The 4,745-nt window shown below is 63.3% G+C and carries 4 protein-coding genes; 2 read left to right on the top strand and 2 right to left on the bottom strand.

Annotation, left to right across the window (positions count from 1 at the left end):
* The first annotated feature begins 98 nt into the window (after positions 1–98).
* Positions 99–293: a C-terminal helicase domain-containing protein gene (locus U9R81_RS19985; protein ID WP_416180921.1), complete on the top strand. Its 195-nt coding sequence runs from the start codon at positions 99–101 to the stop codon at positions 291–293.
* Positions 294–332: 39 nt separating this feature from the next.
* Complete coding sequence (locus U9R81_RS00270) at positions 333–575, top strand: hypothetical protein (protein WP_322493547.1); 243 nt, start codon at positions 333–335, stop codon at positions 573–575.
* A gap of 288 nt (positions 576–863) precedes the next feature.
* Here the strand turns inward: U9R81_RS00270 and U9R81_RS00265 are convergent, their stop codons facing one another.
* Positions 864–3,983, bottom strand: coding sequence for a hypothetical protein (locus tag U9R81_RS00265; protein WP_322493546.1), 3,120 nt, complete (start codon positions 3,981–3,983; stop codon positions 864–866).
* 98 nt (positions 3,984–4,081) lie between these two features.
* A partial coding sequence (locus U9R81_RS00260; RefSeq protein WP_322493545.1) for an MFS transporter occupies positions 4,082–4,745 on the bottom strand: 664 nt, incomplete at its 5' end.

The raw sequence follows: 4,745 nt of genomic DNA, 5'->3' as shown, positions 1-4,745 counted from the left end.
CCGGCGAACCGATTGCGCTCTACGCCGGCGCCGGGCGCAGCGCAGTATGGTAGGGCGGCGCGCGCAGCGCCGTCGAACGCGAAGCCATCAAGGCGGCGGTGCGCCAGCACGAGATCACGATCGTCGTCACCACCGACGCCGCCTGCGAAGGCCTGAACTTACAGACGCTCGGCACGCTCATCAACGTCGATCTGCCGTGGAACCCCTCGCGGCTCGCCCAGCGGCTGGGGCGAATTAAACGCTTCGGCCAGCGTCGGCCAGTGGTCGATATGCTCAACCTCGTCTACCAATAAACCCACGACGAAAAAATCTACCAAGCCCTGTCGCGCCGCATGAAAGACATCTACGACATCTTCGGCAGCCTGCCCGACACGCTGGAAGACGAATGGATCGAGCAGATCGATCAGCTCGAAGCGCAGATGGATCGCTACCTGCACCTGCGCGAGCAGGCCCGCATTGCCTTTGAAATCCGCTACGAACAGAACATCAACCCCGATCGCGACCGGTGGGAACGTTGCTCGCGCGTGCTAGCCCGCCGCGACATCGTTGACCGGCTCAGCCGGCCATGGGAATAGCGCCGGCGGATCCGCAGAGGCGCAAAGCCAGCAAAGACGCAGAGATGCTCAACGCAAAGCACGCCAAGCTCGCAAAGGGTTGACTAAGGTGTCACCGCCGTCGCGCACGCCGCAACCCTTGTTTCTGGTCCGTGCTTTTTGTGTCTTTTTGTGGCTATTCTTCCTCCGCGTCCGCGGCGGTAAAAACCCGCCCCCTCGCCTCCCGTCAGGGGAGAGAGGGGGCCGGGGGGAGGGCCGCATTCACGCCAACTACCGCACAATTTGCGGCACGTACAACCAATCCCCCCTTCAGCGACCGGCTGGTGCGTCAGTGATCGGCGCCACCGCCACCTCGCCCAACCCAACCACCGCTTGGCCATCAAGCGGAAGTGTACTACCGGTCACTGGGTCGTAGAGCACGAGCAACAGACGGTAGGAACCGGCAGACGCGGCGGGATCAATGGTCAACGGTACATCTTGGCGTACGGCAACGCCGGCCTCCCACGCCGGCGGGGGATACCACCCGCCCAGCAGACCGTCCCACTGGGCAACTTTGCGATCGGCGCTGTCAAGAAGTTGCAGCGAGATCATCGGCGTATGCAGCGATCTGGCATTCGTCTCGGCCCGCCAATAGAGTTGCACCACCAATTGCTCGCCGGGCCTGAGCGGGGTTGCGGCGGTCACACCGGGGGGCGGGGTTGGGCGTGTGATGATGGCTTGCTCAAGCGCGAGGGCCTGCTCGCCGCCTATAAGCGGCCCGCCGCCGAGTAATGCCCGTTGGTGCGCCGGCAGCGGCGCGGCCCATCCAGCGGTCGCTGTTTCGACCGACATTGCCACCGGCGTGAAGGCAGTCATCGCTTGCTGCGCAATCGTCAAGGTGAAGAGTGGCGCGTATGCTACCGGCGTATCGCCGCTGTAGAGCAACATCACCCCAAAGTAGCGTCCATCCGCTGGCGCGATCTCGGCTGCGAACAAGGGTGTGGGCGCTCCATTCACTCGCGCTTCAGCGGCGCCGCGGATCGGATCAACCGCCACCTGCCATTCGCCCGCAATTGGCGCTGCGCCAAACAAGCGGGCCAGTTGGTGTGGATGTTGAAAGGTATCACTGACGATGATCAGCTCGTAGCGCAACGCATGCTGCCCCGGATTAGCGAGGCGCACTGTCGTTACCACCTGATTGCCTTGCTGCACACTCGTTGCCTGCCATGCGATCTGGCTGGCATCGCGCCTGACACTTGCCGGCAGCGGCGCCGGCCACGGGCGGGCTAACCCCTCGACCAACGCGAGCGGCGCAGCAGGCGCCAATTGAAGCGAGGCCGCGACCGCTTCAATCACATGCACACCCTCACTGAGGGCAACGTTCGTGGTTACATCGTCTTGGCGCAGCGTAACGGTTTGCGCCGCTAACGTAGCCACCGTCAGCCGCACGCGCTGCGGTTGCGAGAAAGTGAGCGTTAGCGGGTTGGCCGGATCGCACCACCGGTTGGCGCCGGCTTGCCGCCAGATCGCCAGATCAGCCGGTGATTTGGCATTGACCGGCGCAGAGGCATGGATCTCGCTCCGGCCAGCGATCAATGTGCTATCAGCCGGCAACCGATAGAGAGCAATCATGCGGCTGCGCCAGATCTCTTCGCCCCCCAGCTCAAGCGGCCACGCCGGTTCGCGGGCGGCCAATACGACATAAGCCGGGGTCTGCTCAGCCGGCCAGAACGCTTGGATAGCATAGCCGGACGCCACCCGCCCGATGATGGTCTTGCCATAGAGGAAGGTGGCCAACAAGCCGCTCGGCGGGCCGGTCAATGTCTCGTCGCCGCTCAGCAACACCGTTGCGCCACGGGGAATGCCGGCGGCAACGGTTTCAAAGGCGGTGATATCGCGCGTAAAGAGGGCCGGCGCAGGCACATGATCGGCAATCGTGAGCGTTTGCGCCCATGCCGTGGCCGCGATCAGCACCGCGGCGGCTGCACCAGCTAAGGCGGCGCCAGCGCGACGCATACGGGTTGCAAGCTGTTCGGCGCCATACGCTGCCATCCCCCACAGCGCAAAACTGGTATAGGCCGCCCCTTTCATAAAGCCATACTCGTAGGGCCGGCCAAACCGCAGCCAGAACAGTGAAGCCGCCAGCGCCAGCAACACCAACAACCAGCGCAGGCGTGGCGCAACCGGAGCAGCACCGGCGCGCGGCGGGATGGCAAAGGCGGCGACCGTGAGGAAGGTCGCTATCAGCAACCCGAAGCTGGTTAACCACGCTGGCGGTTGCACACCGGTCGGGGGCAACCGAAACGCAGTTAGACCCAGTATCTCGGCAAGGCTAATAAACCGATCCGGGCCGACTTTCGGTTCAATCAGTGAATAGCGAAAACTAAAGCCTTCAAAGTAATCAACGATGGCCAGCGTTGCGAGCGCCAGCGTCAGTGTCGCTATCACAGCGGCGGCCCCCACCAAAGCGCCTAAGCTTGGCTGCAGCGCCCAGCGCGTCTCAATCAGCCGCGCCAATCCGGTCGCAATGATGAGCGGACCCACGATCACGAGGGCTGGATAGTACACGGCTGCCAACGCCGCCAGCACAATTGCGGCCAGCAACGCTACTGGCCACGCCGCTCTGCGCCGCTGGGCCACATCCTCGACCGCCGCTAGCCCGACGGTGATGCTCAGCGGCAAGAGCGGCCATGCCGACATCTGCATGCCAAAGTTAAAATACCCGATCCAGAGCATAAGGGCAGTCAGGATCGTGAGCGTTGTCCCTAACAGCGCGCCGATGCGTCCGCAACCCATGCTCGCGCCGAGCCAGACATAGATCGCCAAAGCCGCCAATGCTCGCATCAAGGCGATCACCGGCGTAAACGCCACTAATGCGCTCGTCCCGCTGAGGATCATCGCCGCGCCGTGAAAGGCCGCAAAGAGCAACGTCAATCCAATCGCTGGCGGATCGGCGACTAAATCACGCAGCAGATTGGGGGGCGCTTCGCTGATCCGGGGTAGCGGGTAATCGATCAGATGCTGCGCCATTGGCAAATAGACTTCGGTATCCCAGTTTTGGCCGATAATTGTGGGATAGCCATACCAGATCAGCGGCACAAGACCGGTCAGCAAGGCCAGTAATGGCAACGCCGCTCCTTCGGGCCGGATCCGTAGCCAAGCCAGCAAGCGAGGCGGGCCGCTCACTCGCCATGCCAACCCGTTGAGCAGCGTCGCACCAAGACCAATGACGATCAACGCATCGCGGAGGTTCAGCGCAAGGCTGGTCAGCATGTAGCTCGACCAGCCAAAGACGGCATACCCGATCAGCGGCACTAATGGGGCGCGGAACGGGGCTAACGATGCTGGTAACGCCAGCCGGGCCACCCCCCAACCGGTGTAGAGACAGAGGACAGTAGCCGCGATGATGACAGCAGCCAGCTCGAACAACAACATAGGGTCGTAGTGCAATGAAGCTACGGGTTATCCGCCGCAGCTTCACATTGTTCAGACGTACAATGGCGCTATCATAGCGGCAAATGGCAGGTTGGGCAACCCGCCGTATCTCGCTAATCCCCCTGCGCCGGCGCTGGAACGGCGGATGGCGCCGCCACTGCCACAGCCACCGGACGCGCGCGTCCGGGCAGGGTGAGGGCCAATGCCGCCGCCGGCAAGCCGAGCAGCGTCACTCCGATCATTACTGTCTCAAGACCGACTGCGTCGGCGAGGATTCCGCTCAGCCACGTGCCGATTGCGCCGGTGGCGAAGGTGAAGCCAAGGATGAGTCCGGAAGCGAGACCCTGCTTGACTGGTAAGATGCGCTGGGCATGGACGACCAAAATGCTATGTTGCCCGCCGACCAACATGCCGGCTAACCCACAGGCGATGAAGATGGCCCACAGCGGCGTGGCCAGAAAACAGGCCAAGCCAGCCGGCACGCTGAGGATCAACGGCCAGACGGTCGCAGCGCGCATGCCAAACCGGTCGGCCATCCAGCCATTGAGTACATTGCCGACCGCCGCCGTCGCCATAAAGGCGCCGGCCAATGCCCCGTACACGGTTGGCTCCCAACCGCGATCGCTAAAGAGTTTGGGCAGGAACGACTGGTATACCGCCTGAATCGACGAGCGCACTACGACGAGCGCTACAAAGGCGAGCAAGATCGCAATCGCTAACGCCGTCCAGACTTGAGGCGCCGCGGGTGCGGCGGCGCGCGCAGTCCGCCGGCTGCGG

Source organism: Chloroflexus sp. (assembly GCF_034435895.1).
Lineage (GTDB): Bacteria > Chloroflexota > Chloroflexia > Chloroflexales > Chloroflexaceae > Chloroflexus.
The sequence above is the reverse complement of the archived record's forward strand: the minus strand, read 5'-3'. Positions and strand labels throughout refer to the sequence as shown.